This window comes from Xanthobacter sp. YC-JY1 (assembly GCF_021730305.1).
GTDB lineage: Bacteria > Pseudomonadota > Alphaproteobacteria > Rhizobiales > Xanthobacteraceae > Xanthobacter > Xanthobacter flavus.
On sequence record NZ_CP032674.1, the window covers coordinates 630,111 to 655,172 of the forward strand.

Genomic DNA, 25,062 nt, shown 5'->3' on the forward strand with positions numbered 1-25,062 from the left:
CACTTGCCGGTCGGCGGTCCCATGCCTTGTCTTGCGCAAGCGCCCTCAGGCGCATCCAGCAGGAGGCAGCACCGCCATGCAGACACCAGAGCGTATCATACGCCTGAAGACCGTCCTCGCCCGCACCGGCCTGTCCCGTTCCACCATCTATCGCAAGATTGCCGAGGGGACCTTCCCCGCACAACTAAAGATTAGCACCAACGGCGCCGGCTGGCGGGAATCCGACATCGACCGATGGGTTGCCGATCCGCCGCGATGGCGGGCCACCCACGACTGACAGAATGGACGGGGAAGCATCACTCAGAGATCATCATCCAATTCGTCATCGTGAACCTCGGCGGCGCGCTGTTTTGCGTCGGCGATCAGATCTTTCGCGGATCGCCCGTCTACCCAGGCGTCGAGCATGTCAGCCCAGCACTGAAGCATGATCCTCCGCTCGGCGAGATAGCGGTTCACGTTGTAGACGGCGGCGATCCGGTTCCGGGGCGCGTGGGCCAAGCTCATCTCGATCCAGCGATCATCGAACTTGGCGCGGTTCAGGCCGGTTGAGAATGTGCGACGGAGATCGTGAACCCCGAAGCTCTGAAAATCAGGATCAGTCTCCCGAATGCGCTCCACCACCGTGTCGATCACGCGGTTGAGGGTGGCATTGCTGATCGGCGTATCGCTGTCGTATCGGCCGGGGTGCAGAAATCGGCTGGTGCCGAACATGGTGCGGAACACCGTGAGAATGTCGAGAGCCTGATCGCTCAGTGGGACCACATGCGCCTTGCCGGCCTTCATGCGCTCGGCCGGGATCGTCCAGCGGGCGGCGGCGAAGTCGATTTCCTTCCAGGTGGCGTCGATGAACTCCGACTTGCGGACGCCGGTCAGCAAGACAAACTTCACCGCCAAGCGTAGCGTGGGCGCGGCCGACACATGATCCAAGGCTGCCAGGACCGCGCGGACCTCGGAGGGCGAAAGGGCGCGCTCGCGCGGCTCAAAGGTGGCGATGGCGCTGGTGCGGATCGACTCGGCCGGATTGCTCACGTCCAGCCCGCTTCCCTGAGCATGACGGAACACCAGCAACACGACCTCGCGGACATGCACGGCGACGGCCGGCCCGCGCTTCTCCTTGACCTCGTCGCACAGATGTTTGAGGCGCTGCGGCGTCACTTCCCCGAGCTTGAGCTTCGACAACTCTCCCGCGATGGCGCGATCATAGACGGACCGGCGCATGGCCAGGGTGCTGTCGGCCAGTCTCTCAGCTCCCGACTTGGGATCGGCCTTGTGCTTGAAATAGGCTTCCGCCCACCCGCCGAACGTCAATGCCTCGGCTGACGCGGTGCGCTTCTCCACTTTGGCTTTCGACGGCGACTCGCCCCTCTCGACCTGACGACGAGCGCGCCCCAGCAGCGACCTTGCCTCGGCAAGGGACACCTCCATCCCGTATTCCAGCGCGTCGGGTGCCCGTGTCAGCTTGCGCGCCGCCTCGGCGCTATATCGGCCGATGGTCAACACCTCCTGCCGCCCGTTCACCCGGTACTGATACCGGAACGAGACAACCCCGGTCGGGGTGACAGCCGCATACATCCCGTCGCGGTCCGTCACCTTGTAGAGCTTGGCCCTCGGCTTGAGATTTTTCAGTTCTTTATCAGTGAGTTCGCTCATAAATCCGCATCCGGTCGAGGGGCGAACGGATACCATCAACAGGCGCTGTTGGTACCGGAAGCCCGTTTCTCGACCATCCTGCGCTATACCAACATCGGTACCAACAAAGTGGTCCGGCTCGGGTGAAACGCAGTGATACGGGGTAGGAATAAAACTCTTTGTTAGTCAGAGGGTTGGTGCGATTTTCGGCGCGGCGCGGGATGGTCTGAAACCACCCTAGTTCACTCCCACTCGATTATTTCCTAGCATCATAAGTCACTGTTTTAAAACACGAAAATATTTTCCGCGAAGAGCTATACCGTCCGACACACCGTCAAAAATACCGGCTACTGAAAACATTGGCTTTTTCGGCTGCTTTCGCAAAACGCACCTTCCACCATCTATCGCCATGCACGGTCGCTCCGGGCGTCCTGGCCATGCGCGGCAAACTACGCCGATCGACGTCACCCTGACTGCCCGGCCGCAGCGCCAGGATCGTCATCACCGTTTTCAAAGCCGCACCAGATGTCTCGAAAGGTCACTCGTAATCCGTGGCGTTCAAGGACATAGGGCAACGGCTTGCACTCGACGGGTACGGCATTTTCGCTGATGACCGCCTGTGTCAGGAGCTTGAAGAAATCCTGACCCGGACCGATGGCGAGACGAAGGCGCGCGAATTGCGGCCATGGCAGGACCAGCATGTTTCCTGCTGTGTCATAACCGTAGCTGCGAAAGCGAGCGTTGGAACGGCCGATCGCAATCAGCCGCACAATGCGGGGCTCTGTACCATCCGGAGGCTTGATTTTGAGCGCTCGACAAAGCGCCGCCACCCCAAACTGGTTGATCCAGAACATGACCTTCTCAGCCCAGTCCTGCACCTGATCGCTAAAGTTCTTGGCCTTGCTTCGTTGAGTTCGGACGCTGCTGCTGGTGAAGTCCTGCCACTTCAGCTGGAAGAGCACTAGCTCGCCCGTCGCGTTATCGAAAATTGCCGCGTCGATGTCTGTGACAATCTGGCCGTCTCGCCGCAGCTTCGTTTGACCAGACACACGTTGAAACCGTGGACCTTCGAAGAGCGCGTAAAGGTCCTCGGCCATCCACTCTTCACGATGTTCGCGAAGCGCGTTCCGGATCGCTACAGATGTCGACTCGCGGAGCATTCGGATCGCGTTAAACGGATTGCGGAAGACGCCGCTCACTGGTGTCAGGAGATATCCGTTGCAGAGCTCGATTACCAAGGGAATGCCAGGTGCCTGCTCCGTGAGGAAGTAGGCGGCATCATCAGCACGCACCGTGATCAGGTCGAGCGCCGCGCTGACCTCCTCCTCAGAAGCCTCAGTGGCGGTCAAGAGGGACTTTATGAGGTCGGCTCGCGTCTTCCAGATAGTCAGGCTCATATGCTGGTTGACGCCTGGATGAAGCTTGATCGCCTCTTCAACAAACATGATGTGCTTCGTGTAAAAGCTCATCAGCACATGGACAACGGTCGTCAGCAATCCCCCAGAGCAACCGCCTAGCTTTGCGCTAGGATGGATCCCGGCGTCGTCCCGCCACTGCAGGGTATTCTGCGTAACGGCATCGAGGAAGTAGGCGTCAATCTCTGGATCAGCGCTGTAGCCGACCATCACACCCTGCGGCGTTTTCCAGGGAAACGTCAGCCTGCCCATCACATCACTGAGATGTTGCGCGGTATCGGCGTCGGTAGCTACGGCTTTGTACCCCCTCAGCACCTTCGCATTCAGTTCAGCGAATTTCCCATGGTCAACCTGGTCATGGAAATGGTCCGAGAGGGTTCGGTCGCTTAGCTTCAATTCGATCTTGTCCCCGTCCGCCATCGCGGAGACCATCCCGTGGCGGACCATCTCCGCCGTGCGGTTGAGCAGTACATATCGGCCAGCGAAATGCAGCATGCCCATGAGCGCCTGGCGGAGTTCCGGAACGCTCTCTCTAAGCGGGACGCCATTGAACTCTCCCTTCCGCTGCATGAGGAGACCAAACAGAACATTCCAACCACGGACGACGATGTCGAAATCATGTACGGAGAGCTTCCCCTCCTCCTTGGCCGATAGCTTCTGAACGACATGCATATGGTCGAGACAGCGGCAGGCCTCGATGAGCAGGACCGCGCACTCGAGCGGGGGAACAGTCCCAATGAACCGTTCGACTTCATCGAGCTCCTGTCGCGCCAACCAGTCGAGCCGGTCCGCAATCTCCAGGGACGCGGGCGCGGTCCGCGCTGGCTCATCCATCAGGTGACATTACTCCGCTCGAATCCTACGCGGCGCATGGCGAACGGTGGCATTAGGGCTCCTCATGGGGCAACTCATGCAAACGAGCATGGCGCCGATCACGGCGCCTCCTCCTTGGTTCCGGCGGCGTCGCTGCCGCCCAAAATCGCGGAGCTCGTCTCTGGCCCTGGTTGGTGGGTTTCCAATTCCGCGGTGAGCTCGCTGAGGCGCGCTCTGAGCGCAGCTCTATCAACGGTCGCTACCGGCATCGCCGCACCCGGCGCGCCCGACAGGGCGGCAACAATTTTATCACGTTCGTCTTCGAGTTCCCGAACCCTTGCCCGCGTCTCGATCGCTTCCGCCACCTCATGCTGCTTCTTGCGAGCGCGCACATCGTCCTGCAGACTTTTCTCGACCTGATCGACTCCCGCCTTGATCTCGGGAAAGCGCTCCGCCGCAAACCGCAGGAATTGGCTGAACTCATAGATGTGGAAGTCCTGATCCGAACCGGCTTGAAATTCCTCGATCAGTTCAGGGCGAGGACCTAGCTTCCGACCTTTATGAATCCACCACCAATCTTCCTTGGCATCATCTGAAATGAAAATGATCGGCCGCTTGTCCGCCTTTGCCTTGCCGATCATGTCCTTCCAAATAATCAGATCACCGTACTTATCGAACTCGCCAACATCTTTTTTTGCGTCCTTGTATCCAGGCGGGATCTTCTTCGCATAGCGATCGTCCCCTTCTTTCTTAAGTGCGGCGAGCTGCTCGGGCTTCCACTTATCACCAATTCGGCCATCCAAGAGTTGCGTCAGGCGCGTGACGGCGGCCGCGATGTCCTCGGCCGGATGTGAAGCTTGCGAGGCTGCCATTCGCGCCCGAAAATCCGCCGAGAACATATCCAAGGCGGCCAATTCCTTAGGCACGCTTATCGTGGGATGAGCGCGAAGTTGCCTCAGCCGCTCGCGCGCCTTCTCGATTGTTGCTTCCTGATCTTTGATCAAGACGTCGTAAGCATCCTGCGCGCCAAGCTCAACATCCAAGCGATTACGATGAAACTCCAACCCAACCTGATATGGAATCCACAGGGATCCTTTTAGCGCGTCGAACAGCCGCAAAAGTTCTTCGCGAACCGCAGCGGGGTGACGGAGGCAGTGCAGCAAAACATTCGCGTCAGGGACAAAAATGGCGTTGTCCCACAACGCCGAGGCCTCGACCGCAGACTTTGGATACCAGCCTGGATATTTATCTCTCATGATCACTCCAACCAGGCCAGTTTTTCAATGCCAAGCCTCTGCGCGGCCTCTCTAACAAGGTTGCGGGATCGTTCGTCCTCGGTCTTCCCGCTCTCGAGCAGGACGACACCGAATGACGAAAACGAACTTTGCGCGCGACCGCGCTCGAAGACCGCCATTAGGACGGATTTCCAATCGCGACTTCGACCCCAGCCGATGACCCGACCGTCCTCGGTCCTCCGTCCATGTGGTTTGATATAGACGTGAACAACGCGATCGATGGCCGTAAGTCCAAGTAAGCGCCAGACTTCGCCTTCATTTAAGGACAGCCGCGCCCTGACATAGGGCTTTACCAGGGAATCCTTGATATAGACGCGCACCTTCCGGGCATCCATCACATGCGCAAGTTGTCCGCCGATTGAGGCATCCCGCGTCCAAAGCTCATAGTAGCGGGCCCGCTCGACGTCCTGGAGCGACATCCAGCCAAGGTCATCACACTGCTGCCAGAGTTTGTCCCTCAGGTTGTCACGTAGGGCCGTCGAGATGGCAGTCATTGAATACCGCCCCTGGTATGAGGCGCCGGGAAATCGAAAGCGGGCAGTTCAAGTGTCGGATCACCCTCACGGGTGAACAGATCGGCTTGGTCTTTCATCCAGTCGAGCATGAATGTACCCGCGCCCTCGTCGCGGAACTGTATAACGCCTGGCAGACGCAGCCGCTCGACGTCCCCTCGGACAGCTTTCTCAAGCTCGACAACTTCCGCGAGGCGACGCAGGTCGCTAACAAAATCGAGAACGACGACTTTCTTCTTCCTCGGGCTGATGCGCAGGCCCCGACCCAATTGCTGAACGAAGATCCGACGGCTGTGCGTGACTCGCATGAAGACGATCATGTCAACGTCCGGTACGTCGACGCCCTCATTGAACAGGTCGCGAGTTGTGACAATGTCGAGCGAACCCTTTCGAAAGGCCGCCATTGTCCGATCACGTTCCCGAGGCGTCATGTCGCCGGTGATCGGCTCAGCGCGAAAGCCAAACAGTCTCAGCATGGCCGCGAAGCTTTTGGCGTGGGTCACGGAGGAACAGAATATTATCGCCGAACGTCGGACCTCCTTGTCGAAGGTGTCCCGGATCGCGCGCGCCGCCTCCTCATCACGCGTTGGCAGTAGCAAGAGCTTGTTGAGCTGCGTGATCGAATAGCTGTTGCGCGAGTGCGATCGCACAAACGACCAATCGATGTTGTCGGCGAGCAGCCGGTAATCCGCTTCGCAGAGAAATCCCCGTCTCAGGCCCTCAGCGATACCGATTCTAACGACGGGTGGGCCCAGCAAGTGGTCGATATCATAGCCGTCCCCCCGCCACGGAGTTGCCGTGACACCGCCGATCATCGCCTCCGCCATTTTATCCGTCACCCGGCGGAAGGTGTCGGAGCCGACATGGTGCGCCTCGTCGATCATCACGACCCCGAAGTCGGGTAAGTCATCGAGCCGAGATACAGCGCTTTGAACGGTCGCGAACGTGATCCCATTCCATTCGCTCGGATACTCGCCACCGATCAGGCGATGCGTCGGAACCCATTTTGGAAGCTGGTCCCAAAAAGCCCTCTGAAGCTGATCGACCAGCTCCCTCGTGCCGGCGAGCACCAATGCCCGCCCCCCTGGGATCGCCTCATCGCGAAAGAGCTGAGCGATGCTCTCCGCCAAGACGACTGTCTTTCCAAGTCCGGTCGCGAGAACGACCTGTCCGCGGCCCGTTTCGCGCAGAGAGCCGACAAATCGATCGACGGCCTCTAGCTGATAATCGCGAAGATCGCGTCTGCTGGGCGGATATTCCGGGCTGCGCCTCGCCATCTCCAGCAAGGTCGCCGGTTCAAGAATACCAATCTCGATGCCTAACGCGGCCCAACGGCGAACTGACGCCTGCATCGCCGGTCCAGCACGACGACTTGTGGCAACGTAGAGCCGGTCAGCCTGATAGTAGCGAGCCGCTTCGCCGACCTGATCCACAGCCGCCGGCGACGGATAGCCGCCGGTTGTGAATTTGCACTGGATCACCCACAACTCGGAGTTCTTGACCCCAAGGACGTCGGCGCCAGCATCACCAGAACCACCAATGAGCCTGACATCCTCAAAGCCGTTGCATACTAACAGCCGAGCAACATCCCGCTCGAAGGCTTGCCATGGCCCCTTTAACAGTCGTTGAGTGTGGAGGAAGGGCTCCGCTGTCACACCGCGACATCCGGTCTGAGGAGCCGGAGCGAACAAGTCGCTCGGATCACGGTGTCGCGTGAGGCGCGCGCCAAGTCCGCTGGCGTTTGATCAGCGAGCCAAATGGCGTCACCGAGATACGCGTCATAACGCGCGACGGTTGCCGCCTTGGCATCGTTCGTCACCTCATGGGCTCCGAAATCAAGGACAGCGTATGCGTCCTCCCAGTATTTTCCATCAAGAAAGAGCTCGGGATGCCGCATGAATAACCGACGTACCGTACCGCCGTCCGCATAGTCCCAAAATCGGCCGTCCAACATGAGGGCTCGTGGATCAGCGACGCCGCGGCCGGCCATCCTGCGAGCGATGCCCTCCTTTTCACGATCGGTCAGTTCGTCATACATGGCCTCGGCGGATTGACCGTCTATAAGACCAGCCACAGAACGGCAGATATCGCTCAGAATGTTGCCTGCTAGGGCGATAATTTCCTGTTCGTCTAGGCGGGTGTCGCCACAATACTCAGCGCGAAAATCCGCGAGAACACTCGCCGGCGTCGCATCCTGACTATGCCCGCGAAGAAACTCGATCGTCCGATAAGTCAGATCGACGAGCAGAGCGTCGAGGGGTGTCATCGTCGACGATCGAAAAACGTCGTGTGCCGTATCGACGAGATACGAATAGGTGCGCGTAGCGACGTTATCTAAGCGGACGGCCCACGGCTGGCCCGCCGGCAATTGCGGGTCAGTTGGATCGACGGAGAAAGCCTCGACATCGAACTCGGCGCGATAGGTCGGATGAATGTACTTGCGGGTAAGTTCGAATATCGGCCGCCGCACAGGGGCCGGCTCTGGCGCCGCTGGGGGTGCTGCAGGCGGCTGTTCACCGCTGGATGGGACACCGCCGCCGTCGCCATCGCCCGGACCTTCGGGATTAACATCGTCCCCAAGAAAACCCGGAGGAATCGCCGCTCCGTCGCCAGCGCCAGGCGTGTCGCCGAGAATCTTCGAATCCTGCTCCTCGACGAGCTGCCACCAACGCTCATCGGTCAGATAGTCGGCATCCGCGCTGGCAAATAAGCCAGCCATCTGTAGGGCGCGATCGTTGTCCTGAACGACCATAATCCGGGACCACAGACCATTCTTGCCTTGAGGGCTGGTGCGGCGGAAAGCTTGGAATAGCTTATAAAGTGGGCTCTGATTGCCATCGAAACCCTTCTGGCGCGCGGTGTTGGGCCGCAACGGGCCTTCGCCGCGCACGACCCGAACCATTTCATTCCACGCCGGATCGTCACGCTCAAAGCGGTTCTTGGTGTAACTCACCTGGCAATGGTCGAGGTGAATCTCTCCTATGAAGCGACCTCGGCTTCGCGGATCATCGATCGGATACTCGACCTCCTGGGTCTCTCCATCGTTCCAGATGAAAAGATCCTTGCTTCCAATCTCGATTTTTCGCCCGTTTCTGATGAAGTCGATACCGAAGTCGGTCTTGTCCAGATACCTTTGGATGCCGACCCAGCCCTTTACTCTTCGCGGGGTCTCCACGATGGCGCAGTGTGCGCTTCCGGTAGGGCACTGCTCCTGGTCGCTCGTCAACGTGCGCATGCAGTGCTCGCAATATCGCCGAGGGGCGAGAGCGACATCGAACTGCTCCACCGCGCCAACGGCGGTGCCATCAGGCAGCTCGATCGACCGACTCGCATCCCAGACGCAGGGTCGGAGCGGCGTAACCCTCGCGCCGCCCAACATCAGTCGGATCGCGCCAGCTTCCGAATTGGACAGGAGCGACGAATACGTTTTCGCCAAATGTTTCTTGATGGTCGTGCGGTTGTTCGCACGCGCCAGATAGGCGCGTTGCTCAGGCTTAAGCCGCGTAACAACGATCTCAGTACCATGATCCTCATGGTTTGACTTCGCCCTCGTCTGGCGAGGCACCTTGTAATTCCCCGAGGCCCGAAGCTCCTCCAGGTCAATACGAACGCCAACCTGCTCTGGATCGCCCCGACGGCTTGTCCAGACCTCCGTCACGATACCCAGACGGGCGGTAGCGATGTTGAAGCCCATGCCAAAAAGGCCGAGCTTTGACAGCGGATCGTTGCCCGACCAGCCCGCCCGAAGGGCGTTCTCCAAAGTCTCCAGGGACATCCCCGGCCCATTGTCCTTAACGGACACGCGCGCGTTCTCGGTATCGGCGGTCGGAATGCTGACTGCGATCTCCGGCTGAGCGATAGGCGAGCCGGCCCTGGCGGCGTCGATGAAACCGTCTATGGAATTATCGATGAGCTCAGCCAGGCATCGCCATTGCTCGAGATTAATCTCGCCGAGCATCTGCAACACGCGCGGCGCGGGCGTGAGGTCCAGTTCCTGAGTCATTTCCCCGCCTTTGGCTTTGCCCCGACTCTCGATCGGGATCTATTCTCCGCTGCGCGCAGCGGGTTTGATGTCTGAAGGCTCGCAATTAGTCGCTGTAGATGGTCCGGTTTGCTCTCGCATTCCCAAACCTCGACAACCGTCCAACCTTCCGCTTCCAGGGCGGATCGGGTTTTTTCGTCCCGCAACCTGTTGCCCTCAAGTTTCGGGCGCCAGAAATCGAGCTTCGACTTCGGCATTCGTGCAAGCTTACAGTTCGGATCCGGATGCTGATGCCAAAAGCACCCGTGGACAAACAGGGCTATCCGCCGGCCCCGAAAGACAAGATCGGGTTTCCCGGTCAAATCCTTCGCATGAAGACGGTATCGCAATCCCGCCGCGTGAAGCGCCCGACGCACACGCATTTCCGGCTTGGTGTCACGCCCCCGTATGCGAGACATCTGCGCGCTTCTGGCGGTATCCGTCTCATTCGTCGTCGACACCGCCAGCCTCGTCCGGTTCGGGACCCGCGACGTTCTCACCCACCGGCGGAATGTCGGGCTCCACTGACACGGCATCGTCCTGACGAAAGCCGGCCAACATTTCCTCCAGTAGCGCGGCATGATCTTGTCGCGCCGGCACCCGCTCCAGCGTCGCGGCGATCCGCTTGGCGATCTCATCCGGCGTCAGAGAGTCCGCCAGCCGCTCGTCCAATGCCCAGAGTCGCCCAGGATGCACGACGTCCCATGGCGAGCGCTTATTGGCTCGCGTGGTCGCGGCGTCACCATGCTTGCTCATTCCCCAGCAAGCCTTGGTCTCTGAGTTCCAAATCGGCCAAAACGTCCGGATGAGATGCTTCTCAGCGACGAGTTGGGCATTTGTCGCACATACGAGACGACGGCAGACAAAGTCCGCCAGTCTTATGGGTGACAGATGGGACGGTAGCTTGTCGCCATATGCTTCCGCCGTGCCAATTGTTCCCGCGTGCTCCAGCAAACGCGCCGTGAGCTTCGCACCCTGCTCCCGCGTCGTACTGGCATCATCTTTGGCGGGGTCGGCCTTGCCGACATAGATCGGTGTCTCGGATCCAGAGATACCGCCATAAAGCGGGTGATCGCCACGATAGTAGATCGCGTAGACACCAGAACCGTATGCTGGCCGGACATCGGTCAACGCGACCAGAGGCTGCGCGATCAGCGCGATCGAGACCATTCGGCCAATCGCCTTTGGATCGGCTGGATCGAAGGTCGCGCGAGGCATCCGAACTGGGTCGGTGGAAGAGCGCGCGGCTTCAACCGCGTCGGCGTGCGTGGCCAGACCTTCCCGAATCCGTCGGACAACCGCTTGAGGAGGATTAGTACCGGCCGCCGCGAGCACCGCCGCCAGCGCGTCCTCAAGTGCTTTAATCGCGGCTCGATCCGGTGCCAATGCCATTCACTAAACCCCCTCGGTAGCCGAACGAGGTCTAACGGCCGCGACTCGCCCTCCGGCTGAAATTAAAGACAAACTACGCCGCGCGACGCACGGGGACCAGACGCCCGCTGACCTTTCCACTGTCGAGCTGTGCCGCCAGCCATCCACCAGCTGCGGTTCCCAGAGGAGCCGGGACAGCGTTGCCTAGCTGGCGCATACTTTCGGTCCACGACCGTGGAAACTCGTAATCATCCGGCAAGCCTACCAGGCGCGCGGCCTCCCGGGTGGTGAAGTAGCGAACCGATCCGTCGTCGCGAACCATCATATTTTCGCCGCCAGGAACACCGTGATCGCCGGCCTTCAACGCCTTCGCGGGAAGATCTAGGGGACTACCAGTATGGCCCGGATACACCCGCGCGCCGACTTGAAGGACGTGGTTGCGTTTCCCGTTCGGTTCGCCGAGGCCCTTCAACGCGTCACGAAGAGTTACCCAAGCAGCGCCAGCCGGTGCGATACCAGCCAGCTTCAAGCGCTCAACCCGCGCGCGATCTTGCTGAAGAATGGGCGTGCGCCCTTTCTTCAGCCCGTGTCGGGTCCAATACTCACCCGTGACGTACTGCTCCCAGAGAAGCCGGTCGCGGCTATGCGTCGGTGTCATGTGTGTCGGAAGAACATCGAGATCGCTTCTGATGCCAAAAATCAATACGCGATGCCTAATCTGAGCCGCGCCGTAGTCGGCGGCGTTCACAAGTTGCCAGACAACTTGGAATTCCTTTCGCGTCTTCGACGCCACGAGCCGCGCGCGATGCGCCGCGTGCGACTCGCCCGGCTTCCGGATCAGCCCAGGCCGCTCCAGATGCGAGACAATCCATTCAAGGTAAGGGCGGAAACGGGGACCCGCGAGATTCCTGACATTCTCGAAGAGAAACGATCGAGGCATTGCCTCACGCACCGCTCGGATGGCTTCCGGCCACATGTCGCGGTCGTCGTCCTGACCCTGCTTCTTACCGCCAATTCCGAACGGCTGGCATGGGGGGCCACCTGAGACCAAATCGAGCGAGGTCAGCTTCTTCCAGTCAATTTCCCGGACGTCCTGAAGACCCATCGGCCAATCGCGAACGTGCTCGACGCCCTTGGTCTTGTTATGCAGGACCGTCGCAACGGCATCCCGATCGAACTCCGCCATGTGCTGGTGGCGAAAGCCCGCTCGCGACATTCCGAGCGCCAGGCCCCCACAGCCGGCGAAGAGTTCAGCGCTTTGCATCTTCGCCCCCTTTTTGATCCAGCGGCAGCATCGGCCCGCCTGCGGATTCTTCCAAAAATCTCTCGACTGCGCGACGGACCAGCCAAGCAACTTTCACGCCCTGCGCTTTCGCAAGGCGATCAAGCTCCGCCTTCTGCGTCCGCGTCAGCGTTGTAGTTACACGCTCGGCATCCCGACCGTCTTTGCCCAAACCGGCCTCCGCGGCAATCCGCGGCATTCCGCGGCGCGGGCACTTTGAAGCCGAATCACTAATTTTTCAACCACAAACCAATCTTACCCACTGCGGGTACGCCGCCTGAGGTTGTCGTACCCCGACCCGCGACGCGGTCAGAAGCCCAAGCTATACCAAAAATACGAGAACAAATAAAGAACAAAACGCCGAGAGCTTCGCTTCGTGGCCAGAATGGCGGGCCTAAGAGGGGAACGTCTTCCCCTACGCCCGAGCCGAGGTCTCGGGCGACCCCTTCTGCGGGGGACCCCCGCAACGCCCCGGAGAGTGAGAGTGCGGACCGGTTTTCCGTGACGGGTGAATAGGTGGGAGAGAGGCTCCCGCGCCCGTCGTGGAGATTGGTCCATGAACATGCAAGTTCTCGATGCCCGCCGTGACACGACCGGCGGTTACAAGGTGGATGTCAGTCGCGGCGAGCGGGTCGGCCGCGTCTCGTCGGAGTGGTTCTCGCGTCCCGCCGACGAACGCTACCTCTCACTCTCCGAACTGGCGCGCTCGGTCCGCGATCGCGCCGATCGCAGCCGGACCCGCGTGGTGGAGAGCGCCCTCATCCATGTGGAGGCGAACCGGAGCGACCCGGAGCGGCTGGCGTTAATCCTGCCAGGCACCGACACGGCCATTGCGCCGACACACTGGTCCTTCGGCCAGCTCGCCAGTCTTGTCGGCGCACCCGCCGCCTATCTACGCCAACTCCCCGCCGCGCTCGCAGCCATCAATCTGCAATATGGCCTGACCTCCAACCGGGCCGAGCAGATCAAGACGCTGGAAACCGACGATGGCCGCACGGAACTGCGCGCCGTCACCGGGCCGGACTATGGGAGGATATTCGACGTAGAACTCGTGGAAGCCGTGCAGCGCATCGCCGGCAACGGCACGGGCGACACCCGCTGGAAGGTGCCGGGCGTGCTCGACTGGTCGACCGGCATTTACAATCCTCGCGTCGACATCACCAAGGACACGACGACGCTCTATGCCTCCGATCGCGACGTCTTCCTGTTCCTCGTCGACGACCTGAATCCGATCGAGGCCGGCCGCTTGCCGGACGGCTCGCCGGATCTCTACTTTCGGGGCTTCTACTGCTGGAACTCCGAGGTCGGCGCCAAGACCCTTGGCATGGCGAGCTTCTATCTGCGCGCGGTTTGCCAGAATCGAAATCTCTGGGGCGTGGAGGAATTCGAGGAGATCACCATCCGCCACAGCAAATACGCCGCCAATCGGTTTGCGCATGAGGCGGCCCCGGCACTGTTGAACTTCGCGAACTCCTCGCCCCTGCCCTTCGTCAACGGTATCAAGGCGGCCCGCGAGCGGATCGTGGCGCGCAGCGACGAGGACCGCACCGACTTCCTGCGTCGTCGTGGTTTCTCCAAGGCCGAGACCGGAAAGATCATCGACAGGGTACTGGCCGAGGAAGGTCGCCCGCCGGAGTCCATCTTCGATTTCGTACAGGGCATCACCGCCGTCGCGCGCGACAAGCCGCATCAGGACGCCCGCCTCGACATGGAAGCCAAGGCGAAGAAGCTGCTCGACCGGGCGGCCTGATTTCCGTGAAGCCGGGGATACAGTTTTCCGTGTCTCCGGCTTTGCGCATCCGTGTCTTTCCGGTTTGCCGGTCCGTGGCGCTGCCCCCTTTAGAGGAAGAGGGCGGCGCTTCGCTTCGTGACGGGTTGGAGGTTGAGAGAGAGTCTTTCGGCCGCCCGTCATGGAGTATCCCGACATGGCAACCGCCGTTCAGAAGATCGCGTCCCTTGGCGAGCGTCGCGACATCCCCTTCAACAAGCTCATCCTCAGCCAGGCCAACGTCCGCAAGACCAAGGCCGGCGTCTCGATCCCGGAACTGGCCGAGGATATCGGCCACCGTGGTCTTCTTCAGAACCTCAACGTCCGCCCTGTGCTGGATGGCGAGGGCGTGGAAACCGGCATCTTCGAGGTTCCGGCCGGCGGTCGCCGGTTCCGGGCGCTCGAACTGCTGGTCAAGGCCAAGCGTCTCGCGAAGACCGCACCAGTCCCCTGCAACGTCCGCGATGCGGCCTCCGCGATCCCGGCTGAGGAGGACAGCTTGGCGGAGAACGTCCACCGCGAGGCGCTCCATCCGCTCGACCAATTCAAGGCCTTCCAGGCGCTGATCGGGCGCGGCATCGGCGAGGAGGATATCGCCGCCCGCTTCTACGTCACCCCGGCCGTGGTCCGTCAGCGCCTGCGGCTCGCCTCGGTCGCCCCGGCGCTGCTCGAGGTTTATGCCGAGGACGGCATCGCGCTCGACCAGCTCATGGCCTTCACGGTGTCGCATGACCATGCACGGCAGATGGAGGTCTGGGAGACCATCCAGCGCTCCTACAGCCGTCAGCCCTATGAGATTCGCCGCATGTTGACCGAGGGCGCTGTCCGCGCTTCCGATCGGCGTGCGCAGTTCGTCGGCATCGAAGCCTATGAGGCGGCCGGCGGCGCAACGCTGCGCGACCTGTTCCAGGCCGACGACGGCGGGTGGCTGCAGGATCCGGCGCTGCTCGACAGCCTCGCCACCGCGAAGCTCGGCGCAGCGGCCGAGGAGATCGCGGCCGAAGGCTGGCGCTGGATCGAAGCCGCGCTGGACTTTCCCTACGGCCACACCACCGGCCTGCGCCGGATCACGGGCGAACGCCCCGAACTCTCCGCCGACGAGCAGGCCGCCTACGAGGCCCTGACCGAGGAGCTGGATCGGCTCTACGCCGAGCATGACGATGGCGAGGACCTGCCGGAGGCGGTCGATCTGCGGCTCGAGGAAATCGAGACGGCGATCGCCGCCTTCCAGAACCGGCCGACCCTCTACGATCCGGCCGAGATCGCGCGCGCAGGCGCCTTCGTCAGCATCGACAGCTCCGGTCGACTGACCATCGAGCGCGGCTATGTCCGTCCCGAGGACGAAGCGTCGATCGAGCCCCAGACCGACGACGACGGCGACGGCGAGACCGAGGGCGACGCGCCGAACGCGCAGCCGATGCGAGCGGTCATCACCATCGGCGGCAAGCCCGAAGCGGAGGATGAGGAGGACGATGTCGTCAAGCCGCTGCCCGAACGCCTGGTCAGCGAGCTGACGGCCCACCGCACACTTGCGCTGCGGGATGCGCTGGCCGGCAACCCGCACGTCGCCATTACGGCGCTGCTGCACAAGCTGGTGCTCGACACCTTCCACCGCACCTGGTCGTCCGGCGGGTGCCTGGAGGTGTCGGTCCGCCACGTCTTCTTCTCCGCCCAGGCCGCCGACCTGAAGGACAGCACGTCCGCCAAGTCGGTGGCGGAACGGCAGGAAGGCTGGGAGGCCGACATCCCGCAGGACGAGGATGCCCTGTGGGACTGGCTGGTCGATCTCGACGACGCCAGTCGGACCGCCCTGTTGGCGCATTGCGTCTCCTACGGCGTCAATGCGCTCTCCGAGAAGGTCGACCGTTATGGCGGCTCTGGCATCTCTCAGCACGGGCTCGAACGTCGCCTGAAGCAGGCCGACCGGATCGCGCACGCCGTCGGTCTCGACATGGCGGACGCGGGATGGCGCCCGACCGTCGACAACTATCTCAGCCGGGTGACCAAGCCCCGCATCCTCGAAGCGGTACGGGAAGCTAAGGGCGAGGCGTCGGCGCAGCTCATCGACCACCTGAAGAAGGGTGACATGGCCAAGGAAGCCGAGCGTCTGCTGGCCGACACCGGCTGGCTTCCCGAGCCGCTGCGTCTCGCCGACATCGAACGCGCGGCGGGCACCGACGGCGAGGAGGACGGCGCGACGCTGCCGGAATTCCTCAGCACCGATGACGAAGAGGAAGTCCCGGCCGTCGCCGAGGACGACGAAGGTCACCTGATCGCCGCCGAATGATGGGCTTGCGGGGCGGTTTCGGCCGCCCCGCACCTTCCTGCATGCCCGCGTCAGAGTGAGAGGTTGGCCGGGACGTGTCGAGCCGGTCTGGTCGAGAGAGAGCGCCGCCGGTTCGTCCCGATCCGCTCTCCGAGGTTCTTCCCATGACGATGATCCCCGCATCCGCGGCAGCTCCGCTGGCCGCGCCGCTTCCCCTCGGCCATGTTTCCGATCCTTCTGCCGCGATTTTCCATGCCGCGCAGCGACTGCTTCCCCATCTCGAACACGGCCAGCGCATCGACGCGCCGATCCTGCGCGCCGCCATGGAAGCTGCGTTTGGCGCCTCCGACACGACCGGCGCCTGGGACTGGAAGTCGGCCTACGAGGCATGCGAAGTCGCAACGGTTCTGTTCCTGCGCAAATACGGAAACGCGCTTTTCCGAAAAGCCGGGTCCCCGGCCGCAGCCCTGCCGATGCTGGCAAAGGTCGCCAACCTTCTTCCCACCCACACACGGCGATCGGAGGAAAGCCAGTCCTTCCAGCAGTTCTCGACGCCGCTTCCGCTCGGCGTCGCCGCGCTGACCGCTGCGGCTATCGAGCCTGCCGATCGTGTGTTGGAGCCGTCCGCCGGCACCGGCCTTCTCGCTGTTCTGGCCGAGATCGCCGGGGGCACGCTCGTCCTGAACGAGCTGGCCGACAACCGGGCCGACCTTCTGTCGTCCCTCTTTCCGGCCATCCCCGTCACCCGCTTCGACGCGGCCCAGATCGACGATCATCTCGACGCGCGCATCGTGCCCAGCGTCATCCTGATGAACCCGCCGTTCTCGGTCATGGCGAACGTCACGGGCCGGATGGCCGACGCCGCCTATCGCCATGTCGCCTCGGCGCTCGCGCGCCTGGCCGACGGCGGTCGCTTGGTGGCGATCACCGGGGCCAGCTTCGCGCCGGACGCGCCGGCATGGCGGGCCGCGTTCACGCGCCTGCAGGAACAGGGCCGCGTCGTCTTCACCGCCGCGATCGACGGCGCGGTCTACGCCAAGCACGGCACGACGATCGACACTCGCCTGACCGTCATCGACAAGGCGCCGGCCGATGATGCGGCGGCGTTTCCGGCGCCCCCTGGCGTCGCGCCCGATGTCGCAACACTCATCGCCTGGATCGGTGAATACGTTCCCGCGCGGCTGCCTGTCGATCCAGCCGTGGGCGTCGCCATGGTTTCGCCCGCGCAGGCTCCGCGGACCGTTCGCGGTTATGTCGCCCGCGCCGCCGCGTCCTCACCGGCCCGCACCGTCACCGAGCCCGAAGGCGTCGAACTCGCCTATGACACCGTGGACTGGACGCCTGCCGAAGATGGCCGGATCACCGACGCCCTCTATGAAGAATACGGATTGCAGGCGATCCGTATTCCCGGCGCTCAGGCTCACCCGACCAAGCTGGTTCAATCCGTGGCGATGGCCTCGGTCGCGCCGCCCAAACCGAGCTATCGGCCGCGCCTGCCCGCCAACATCGTCACCGACGGGCTTCTCTCCGACGCACAGCTCGAAACCGTCATCTACGCCGGCGAGGCGCATTCCGATTTCCTCGCCGGTTCTTGGACGCTCGACGAGACCTTCGACATCGTCTCGGCCGCGCCCGATGACGCCCCCAACGCCGTGCGCTTCCGCCGAGGCTTCATGCTCGGTGACGGCACCGGCGCCGGCAAGGGCCGCCAGTCGGCCGGCATCATCCTCGACAACTGGATGCAGGGCCGTCGCAAGGCGGTGTGGATCTCCAAATCCGACAAGCTGCTGGAAGACGCCCAGCGCGACTGGTCAGCGCTCGGCATGGAACGCCTGCTGGTCACGCCGCTGTCCCGCTTCCCGCAGGGCAAGGACATCCGCCTGTCGCAAGGCGTCCTATTCACCACCTATGCCACGCTAAGGTCCGACGATCGGGCCGAGAAGCTTTCGCGCGTCAAGCAGATCGTCGAATGGTTGGGCTCCGATTTCGATGGAGTGATCATCTTCGACGAAAGCCATGCCATGCAGAACGCCGCAGGCGGCAAGGGCGAACGCGGCGACGTCGCCGCCTCGCAGCAGGGCCGTGCGGGCCTGCGTCTCCAGCACGCCCTGCCGAATGCGCGCATCGTCTATGTCTCGGCGACCGGCGCGACCACGGTTCACAATCTCGCCTATGCCCAGCGCCTCGGTCTCTGGGGCGGTGAGGATTTCCCGTTCTCGACCCGCGCCGAATTCGTCGAGGCGATCGAGGACGGCGGCGTCGCGGCGATGGAAGTGCTGGCCCGCGACCTGCGTTCGCTCGGCCTCTACACTGCGCGGTCGCTCTCCTATGATGGTGTTGAATACGAGCTGCTCGAGCATCAGCTTACCCCCGAGCAGACGCGCATCTACGACGCCTATGCTGGCGCCTTCGCCGTCATCCATAACAATCTTGACGCGGCGATGCAGGCCGCCAACATCACCGGCGACAGCGGGACGCTGAACCGGCAGACCAAGTCCGCCGCCCGCTCAGCCTTCGAATCCGCCAAACAGCGCTTCTTCGGGCATCTGCTGACGTCGATGAAGACGCCGACCTTGATCCGGTCGATCGAACAGGACCTGACCGACGGTCATGCCGCCGTGATCCAGATCGTGTCGACCGGCGAAGCCCCGATGGAGCGTCGTCTCGCCGAGATCCCGACCGAGGAATGGAACGACGTCCGGGTCGACATCACCCCTCGTGAATACGTTCTGGATTATCTCGCCCATTCCTTCCCGGTGCAGCTCTACGAGCCCTTCACCGACAGCGAGGGCAATCTGTCGTCGCGGCCGGTGTTCCGAGACGGCCAGCCTGTCGAGAGCCGCGACGCCGTCGCCCGCCGCGACCGTCTGATCGAGAGACTCGCCTCGCTGCCCCCGGTCCCCGGGGCGCTCGACCAGATCGTCCAGCACTTCGGCACCGATGTCGTGGCGGAGGTGACCGGACGCTCGCGCCGCATCGTCCGCAGGACCAGCCCCGGCGGCATCGATCGCCTCGCCGTCGAGAACCGTGCAGGGTCGGCCAATCTCGCCGAGACTCAAGGCTTCATGGACGATCAGAAGCGCATCCTGATCTTCTCCGACGCCGGCGGCACGGGGCGCAGCTATCACGCCGATCTGTCGGCGCGGAACCAGCGGCTGCGCGTCCACTATCTGCTGGAGCCGGGCTGGAAGGCCGACGCCGCCATTCAAGGCCTGGGTCGCACCAACCGGACCAACCAGGCCCAGCCGCCGCTGTTCCGGCCGATCTCGACGAACGTGAAGGCGGAAAAGCGGTTCCTGTCGACCATCGCCCGCCGCCTCGACACGCTGGGCGCCATCACGCGCGGCCAGCGCCAGACGGGCGGCCAAGGCCTGTTCCGGCCCGAGGACAACCTCGAAAGCCATTACGCTCGCGACGCGCTGCGGCAGCTCTACCTGCTGCTGGTGCGGGGCAAGGTCGACGGCTGCTCGCTCCAGATGTTCGAGGACGCCACCGGCCTGTCGCTGACCGATTCCACCGGCATCAAGGACGAGCTGCCGCCGATCACCACCTTCCTCAACCGGCTGCTGGCGCTGACCATCGAACTCCAGGGCGTCCTGTTCACGGCGTTCGAGCAACTGCTGAACGCCAAGATCGAAGGCGCCATCGCATCAGGCAGCTATGACGTCGGGCTGGAGACGCTGCAGGCCGAAAGCTTCATCGTCACCGATCGCCGGACCATCCATATCCATCCCAGCACGGGGGCCGAAGCCCGGCTGCTGACCATCACCCAGCGCCAGCGCAACCGGCCGGTGATGCTGGCCGAGGCGCTCGACCATCTCGACGATCCACGCGCCAGACTGCTGATCAACGAGCGCTCAGGCCGCGCCGCCGTGCAGATCCCGACCACCAGCATCATGCTGGACGATGGCGAGATCGAACGGCGTGTCCGCCTGATCCGGCCGATGGAGGCGCACAACTTTCCCATCAGGATGATGGACGAGACCCACTGGATCGACGCGGACCGAACCGGCTTCACCGCGGCATGGAACGCCGAGCTGACCGAGGTGCAAGAGTTTGCCGAGAGCACCATCCATGTCGTCAGCGGGCTGTTGCTACCGATCTGGAAGCGGCTGCCGAACGAGTCGACGCGGGTCTATCGGCTCCAGACCGACGACGGCGAGCGCATCGTCGGTCGCCGCGTCTCCCCGGCCTGGGTCGCCGGCGCGCTCGCCAACGGCACATCGACCCTGACGCCGGACGACGCCTTCATGGCGCTGATGGACGGCAAGACCATCCTCGACCTCACTGAGGGTCTTCAGCTTCGCCGTGTCCGGGTCATGGGCGCCAACCGCATCGAGCTATCGGGCTTCACCGACGCCATGCGCGATCGCCTGCGCGCCTATGGGCTGTTTCACGAGATCATCTCGTGGAAGCTGCGGATGTTCGTGCCGACCGATGCGACCGGCCCCGCGATCCTGACCAAGGTGCTCGAGCGCTTTCCCGTCGAGCGCGTCAGTGAGCGGGAGGCGGCGTGATGGCACGGCACGACGCCTCAGAACTGGCGATCCGTCTCGGCCGGCAGGCCGAGGCGGTGTGCCGTCATTATCTTTCCGCCGGGCATCGCGAGGGCCGCTACTGGCTGGTCGGCGATGTGCGCAACACGCCGGGTCGCTCGATGTTCGTGCGGCTGAAGGGTGGCGAGACCGGCAAGGGCGCCGCCGGCAAATGGACGGACGCCGCCACCGGCGAGCATGGCGATCTCCTCGATGTTATCCGCGAAAGCTGCGGCCTGGTGGACTTCAAGGACGTCGCCGACGAGGCGCGCACATTCCTGTCGATGCCGCATCCCGAACCGGATCGTCCGCATGGTGGTGAGCGCAAGTCACCGGCGCCATCAGGATCACCGGAAGCGGCACGGCGGCTCTTTGCCATGGCGCAGCCGATTACAGGCACACTCGTAAAGACGTATCTGCGCACACGCGGCATTACGGATTTGCACGGAACCGGCAGCCTGCGCTTCCATGCCCGCTGCTATTACCGGCCTGACGAGCACTCTCCGACCGAGACCTGGCCAGCGATGATCGCATCGGTCACCGATCTCGACGGGCGTCAGACCGGCGCGCATCGCACCTGGCTCGCCCCTGACGGATCGGACAAGGCCCCGATCGACACGCCGAGACGGGCAATGGGCGACCTCCTGGGGCACGCCGTTCGCTTTGGCGTGGCGGGCGAGGTGATGGCGGCCGGCGAAGGTATCGAGACGATGCTGTCGCTCAGGATGGCGCTGCCCACTATGCCGATGGCGGCGGCGCTCTCGGCGGCACATCTCTCGGCCATCCTGTTCCCCGACACGCTGCGCCGGCTCTACATCGCCCGCGACAACGATCCGGCAGGCGACGGTGCAATGGCGACGTTGATCGAACGGGCGAACGCAGCCGGGATCGAGGCGGTCGTGATGTCTCCGAGATTGGGCGACTTCAACGAGGATCTCCGCCTAGCGGGGCTGGATAGCCTCCGGGCAGCGGCCCGGGTGCAGATCGCGCCACAGGATGTCGCACGCTTTATGCAGCTTGCGGCATAGGCCGACAGGAGAATGCAGACGGCGGGAGCGCCGCCGTCGGCATCGCTCGGATGATCTTGATGTCGGAGAGTACCGCGCCCCCGGCCTTCGAGAGGGCGATCGGCCAGCAAACGGCCCGGACCCGCAATGTCTGCGGCGGACTATTTTCCGGCGCGGCCGAGGGCCGCTTTCCATCGCGAAACAAAATAGCCCGCCTTCGCCATCCTCCGCTGTGCTCCGGCCCTCCGCTTCGCTGCGGGTGCAGGTCCGAACCGCCCGCCGGCTTTCGTCGCCATGAAGGCCGCGAGGGTCGCGGTCGAACCGACGGAGCATCCCGATGAGCGAGCACGACGATCACGAACCGCACCACGCCTCTTCACCCACCGACCATGTCCTGAGCGAACTCCAGCTTTACGGCTACCGTCCCTTCGCGGATGAGCCCGATCCCCGACCGCTTCCAGAGGGCGACCATGTCGCCGGCGCCATCGCCGACATCTTCGACGCCCTGATCGCCACCCTGGAAGACACCCGCCTCGAGCCCGACCTCGACGATCTCCTCTGGTCGACCGTCAACGTCTTCCACCGGGCCAACGAACGGATCGAGCGCGAGCTGGACGACAACGAACAGGCGCAGCGTCGCGGCCAGCGCGAACAGGATGGCAGCGAAGTGAAGGCCGTCGAGCTGGAACGCCTGACGGCGGAAGGCCAGACCATGATCGAACGCCGCAACGCTTTCGAGCTGATGCGCGACCAGGCCGCCGAACACTTTGAGCGCCACACCGGCTCGAACTGGCGACCGCGCTCCGGATCGATGGTCAACCATCGCAACCTGACCTCGGCGATGATCGACAGCCGGGACTTCCTCGCCGCCAAGAAGCGCGCCGACAATCAGGTGCTGCTCCCCGCAGGTCCGAAGATCGCCTTCACCGGCGGGCTCGACTTCAACGATCACCACCTGATCTGGGCCAAGCTCGATCAGGTCCACGCCAAGCACCCCGACATGGTCCTGCTGCACGGCAAGTCGCCCAAGGGCGCCGAGAAGATCGCGGCCAAATGGGCCGACGCCCGCAAGGTGCCGCAGGTCGGCTTCGCACCCGACTGGTCGAAACACGCCAAGGCCGCACCGTTCAAGCGCAACGATCAGATGCTGGACGTCCTGCCGATCGGGGTCATCATCTTCCCCGGCACCGGCATCCAGGACAATCTCGCCGACAAGGCGAGGAAGCTCGGCATCCCACTGTTCGATTTCCGCCCGAAGGGAGGCGGCGCGTGAGCGCCGTCACTCCAGGTCGATGCCCCAAAACCTCAGGACGGAAAGCACCTCCTCTTTGGGATAGTGCAAGAACGCAGCATTCGCGAGGTCGGCCTTCATCTTGTTCTTGCGCTTCGCAATTTCGCGCTCGATTTGTTCGCTGAACGGTGCTGTCCCAGGCGGCAGAATCTCTCGCTGCTCCGGACGTGGCCACGTCTTTGGATAGCCTACGGGGATCCAGCCTTTCTTGACCTTCTCGGATTGCTCGGCAACCGATGGGTGCTCGCAAGCCCAGCCATAGAGATGGAAAGCGCAGACCCGCAACATGGCCTTGATCTCCGGCAGCGTGTCCGTGAAGCCTTTCAGCGGCGTCGGCAGCCACACCATATTCGCGACGCAGGAGAAGTAGCGCGGGTCTTGTACCACGCTGCTTTGCTGCGCGAACGACGGATCGTCGTATCCCCATATGTGGCAGACGGTCCAATTCTTCGGTTTTGGAGCCGCGACGCCGAGCGCGGCCACTAGCGCGTTGAGCGCGGCGACATTGCCCTCGAATTTCTCAGCGGTGATCTTCGTTGCCTTTTTGGTATTCGTGTACCGGCGCGCCCAGACAGAGTCATAGAGCGGACGACCGCGAGCCGTATGCGGCGCCCATACCGGCAGGCGGCGGAACGTCTCCGGATGGACCCAGCGGGCTGTTCGTTCGATCAGTTCGACCACGGCAGGGATATCGTCCCGGAGCGCCTCGTTACCGTCGGGTATGTAAAATCCGGCTGCTGCCATCGCTCGCTCGCGTCCTCCTGCCTTCCGACGCGGACGACCAGCACGAGGCTCGAATCCAACGCAGTGCAACTGTTGAGGGACAGTCCTAGCACCCGGTCAAAACGAGACACCATCCCCCGCTTCCAATGCGCTGATCCTTGATCCAGCCGAGGGCCTGACGCCATCAACCCGTGAAGGGTCGGCTATGCGAGCATGCCGCCGCTGCGGCTTCGCCTTCGCGGTGATTGCGGCCATCGGCCGGACACATCGGGCGCCTGTCGCGCGGGAGATGGTCTCCCGCCTCCAAGACAGGAGCCGGTCAGATGTCCCTCAAGCAAGCTCACGCCTTCGCCTTCAGCCTCGCCGCCACCCTCATGGTCTCGATCGTCATCTTCCAGGCCGGCGACGGCACCATGGGCGTCATGCCCGCCGGCGAATATGACGGCGAATCCGCCGCCATCGTTCACGAGGTCGATCCCTTCGCCCGCTGATCGAGGGCAAGGCGTCACGGCCGCAAGCGGAAATCCCTCGGGATTTCCGCTCCCGTCCCGCCTCCTCTTCGGCTATACTAGCAACGCGCCGTGGTGGTGGTGGAGGCGCAACCGTCAGACCTTTCTCACGGAGACCACCGTCATGATGTTCCTTGGCATCATCGTCAGCATCGCCGCTATTGGCGGACTATGCTGGCTCTTGTTCACTCTAGCTGTCTTCGCGCTGCCGTTCTTTGCAGGCGTCAGCGCCGGGACATGGGCCTACCAGACCGGCGCCGGCTGGCTCGGCGCGATCATCGTCGGCCTCGTCGTCGCCGCAGTGACGCTGGGGCTCGGGCAGTTCCTGCTCGCCTTCATCCGTCCGCTCTGGATACGCCTCGCGATCGCACTCGCCTTCGTCGCGCCCGCGGCGCTTGCCGGCTATCACGCGACGCATGGCATCGTGAAACACGCCATGCCGTCCGACACCTGGCAGATCATCTTCTCCGTCATCGGCGCGGTCGCGGTCGGCATCACCGCCCTCGTGCGGATCGCGGGAATGGCGGCGGCCACGGGCCCGTCCGGCCGGGACCTGGCGCGGACCTAACCTGTGTCATCGCCGTTGCGAAGGCCAGATCAGGGGTGGGCGACGGCCGCCCACATC

19 protein-coding genes are annotated in these 25,062 nt (G+C 63.1%); 8 read left to right on the plus strand and 11 right to left on the minus strand.

The annotated features are described in order from the left end of the window. Positions 1-76: 76 nt before the first annotated feature. Complete coding sequence (locus D7006_RS02975) at positions 77-277, plus strand: AlpA family transcriptional regulator (RefSeq protein ID WP_237355488.1); 201 nt, start codon at positions 77-79, stop codon at positions 275-277. A gap of 23 nt (positions 278-300) precedes the next feature. On the opposite strand, the gene D7006_RS02980 is transcribed toward D7006_RS02975, so the two are convergent. The 10 genes from D7006_RS02980 to D7006_RS03025 form a co-directional block, all read right to left on the minus strand. After that, positions 301-1,650, minus strand: a complete 1,350-nt coding sequence (locus D7006_RS02980; RefSeq protein WP_237355489.1) for a site-specific integrase — start codon at positions 1,648-1,650, stop codon at positions 301-303. Positions 1,651-2,093: 443 nt separating this feature from the next. Further along, complete coding sequence (locus D7006_RS02985; RefSeq protein WP_237355490.1) at positions 2,094-3,878, minus strand: hypothetical protein; 1,785 nt, start codon at positions 3,876-3,878, stop codon at positions 2,094-2,096. A gap of 98 nt (positions 3,879-3,976) precedes the next feature. Continuing rightward, complete coding sequence (locus tag D7006_RS02990) at positions 3,977-5,113, minus strand: PIN-like domain-containing protein (RefSeq protein WP_237355491.1); 1,137 nt, start codon at positions 5,111-5,113, stop codon at positions 3,977-3,979. Between the two features lie 2 nt (positions 5,114-5,115). Next, a complete protein-coding gene (locus tag D7006_RS02995; RefSeq protein ID WP_237355492.1) occupies positions 5,116-5,646 on the minus strand; it encodes a hypothetical protein in 531 nt (176 codons plus the stop codon). Continuing rightward, positions 5,643-7,319 (minus strand): DEAD/DEAH box helicase family protein, encoded by a 1,677-nt coding sequence (locus D7006_RS03000; RefSeq protein ID WP_237355493.1) that lies wholly within the window; start codon positions 7,317-7,319, stop codon positions 5,643-5,645. Before D7006_RS03000 ends, D7006_RS02995 begins: the two co-directional genes overlap by 4 nt. Then, on the minus strand, positions 7,316-9,667 hold the full coding sequence (locus D7006_RS03005; protein ID WP_237355494.1) for an ATP-binding protein: 2,352 nt from the start codon (positions 9,665-9,667) through the stop codon (positions 7,316-7,318). The genes D7006_RS03000 and D7006_RS03005 overlap by 4 nt, the downstream gene beginning before the upstream one ends. Next, positions 9,664-10,221, minus strand: a complete 558-nt coding sequence (locus D7006_RS03010) for a very short patch repair endonuclease (protein WP_371745029.1) — start codon at positions 10,219-10,221, stop codon at positions 9,664-9,666. Before D7006_RS03010 ends, D7006_RS03005 begins: the two co-directional genes overlap by 4 nt. Then, positions 10,130-11,077, minus strand: coding sequence for an Eco29kI family restriction endonuclease (locus tag D7006_RS03015; protein WP_237355495.1), 948 nt, complete (start codon positions 11,075-11,077; stop codon positions 10,130-10,132). The genes D7006_RS03010 and D7006_RS03015 overlap by 92 nt, the downstream gene beginning before the upstream one ends. A 73-nt stretch (positions 11,078-11,150) precedes the next feature. Next, positions 11,151-12,320, minus strand: coding sequence for a DNA cytosine methyltransferase (locus D7006_RS03020; RefSeq protein WP_237355496.1), 1,170 nt, complete (start codon positions 12,318-12,320; stop codon positions 11,151-11,153). Then, positions 12,307-12,510, minus strand: a complete 204-nt coding sequence (locus D7006_RS03025) for a ribbon-helix-helix domain-containing protein (protein WP_237355497.1) — start codon at positions 12,508-12,510, stop codon at positions 12,307-12,309. The genes D7006_RS03020 and D7006_RS03025 overlap by 14 nt, the downstream gene beginning before the upstream one ends. Before the next feature lie 384 nt (positions 12,511-12,894). On the opposite strand from D7006_RS03025, the gene D7006_RS03030 reads away from it, so the two are divergent. The 5 genes from D7006_RS03030 (at position 12,895) to D7006_RS03050 (ending at position 23,187) form a co-directional block, all read left to right on the plus strand. Continuing rightward, positions 12,895-14,088 (plus strand): DUF932 domain-containing protein, encoded by a 1,194-nt coding sequence (locus D7006_RS03030; RefSeq protein WP_237355498.1) that lies wholly within the window; start codon positions 12,895-12,897, stop codon positions 14,086-14,088. A gap of 175 nt (positions 14,089-14,263) precedes the next feature. Next, positions 14,264-16,393 carry a ParB/RepB/Spo0J family partition protein gene (locus D7006_RS03035; protein WP_237355499.1) on the plus strand — a complete coding sequence of 710 codons (2,130 nt, stop codon included), beginning with the start codon at positions 14,264-14,266 and terminating at the stop codon, positions 16,391-16,393. Positions 16,394-16,536: 143 nt separating this feature from the next. Further along, a complete protein-coding gene (locus D7006_RS03040; protein WP_237355500.1) occupies positions 16,537-20,889 on the plus strand; it encodes a strawberry notch family protein in 4,353 nt (1,450 codons plus the stop codon). Beyond that, positions 20,889-21,935 (plus strand): toprim domain-containing protein, encoded by a 1,047-nt coding sequence (locus D7006_RS03045; protein ID WP_237355501.1) that lies wholly within the window; start codon positions 20,889-20,891, stop codon positions 21,933-21,935. The genes D7006_RS03040 and D7006_RS03045 overlap by 1 nt, the downstream gene beginning before the upstream one ends. Before the next feature lie 316 nt (positions 21,936-22,251). After that, entirely contained in the window at positions 22,252-23,187 is a 936-nt protein-coding gene (locus D7006_RS03050; RefSeq protein ID WP_237355502.1) for a DUF2493 domain-containing protein, read from the plus strand. A 6-nt stretch (positions 23,188-23,193) separates the two neighbouring features. Here the strand turns inward: D7006_RS03050 and D7006_RS03055 are convergent, their stop codons facing one another. Beyond that, the gene (locus D7006_RS03055) at positions 23,194-23,886 is read right to left on the minus strand and encodes a hypothetical protein (protein ID WP_237355503.1); all 693 of its coding nucleotides are present in this window, start codon (positions 23,884-23,886) and stop codon (positions 23,194-23,196) included. A 365-nt stretch (positions 23,887-24,251) separates the two neighbouring features. Between D7006_RS03055 and D7006_RS03060 the strand changes: the two genes are divergently transcribed. Beyond that, positions 24,252-24,419 (plus strand): hypothetical protein, encoded by a 168-nt coding sequence (locus D7006_RS03060; RefSeq protein WP_237355504.1) that lies wholly within the window; start codon positions 24,252-24,254, stop codon positions 24,417-24,419. Positions 24,420-24,561: 142 nt separating this feature from the next. Continuing rightward, entirely contained in the window at positions 24,562-25,005 is a 444-nt protein-coding gene (locus tag D7006_RS03065) for a hypothetical protein (RefSeq protein ID WP_237355505.1), read from the plus strand. Positions 25,006-25,062: the final 57 nt, after the last annotated feature.